Annotated in this window: 3 tRNA genes; all 3 read left to right on the top strand. The window is 48.9% G+C overall.

From position 1 onward, the window contains the following. Positions 1–68: transfer RNA gene (locus tag ELS82_RS26675), tRNA-Glu, on the top strand. Positions 69–70: 2 nt separating this feature from the next. Further along, a tRNA-Lys gene (locus tag ELS82_RS26120) sits at positions 71–146 on the top strand. A 30-nt stretch (positions 147–176) separates the two neighbouring features. After that, positions 177–252: transfer RNA gene (locus ELS82_RS26115), tRNA-Val, on the top strand. Positions 253–356 lie beyond the last annotated feature (104 nt).

Raw genomic sequence — 356 nt, 5'->3', positions numbered from 1 at the left:
CGTCTAGAGGCCTAGGACACCGCCCTTTCACGGCGGTAACAGGGGTTCGACTCCCCTACGGGATACCATTGGGTCGTTAGCTCAGTTGGTAGAGCAGTTGACTTTTAATCAATTGGTCGCAGGTTCGAATCCTGCACGACCCACCATTCTTCTCCACGAAGAATTAAAACTTATGTGGGCGATTAGCTCAGTTGGGAGAGCACCTGCCTTACAAGCAGGGGGTCACTGGTTCGAGCCCGGTATCGCCCACCATTCTCTAAGTATTTTTGGATAGGAATTCCAAACCACTTCAGTAAATCGTATGTGGTTGGATTTTTTGACGCCGAAAGTCTTTAGAAAATGACCTTCTTCGGAAG

Origin of the sequence: Vibrio ouci (assembly GCF_004551525.1) — a bacterium.
GTDB classification, from domain to species: domain Bacteria; phylum Pseudomonadota; class Gammaproteobacteria; order Enterobacterales; family Vibrionaceae; genus Vibrio; species Vibrio ouci.
Note: the sequence above shows the minus strand (reverse complement) of the source record. Positions and strands in the feature narration are given on the sequence as shown.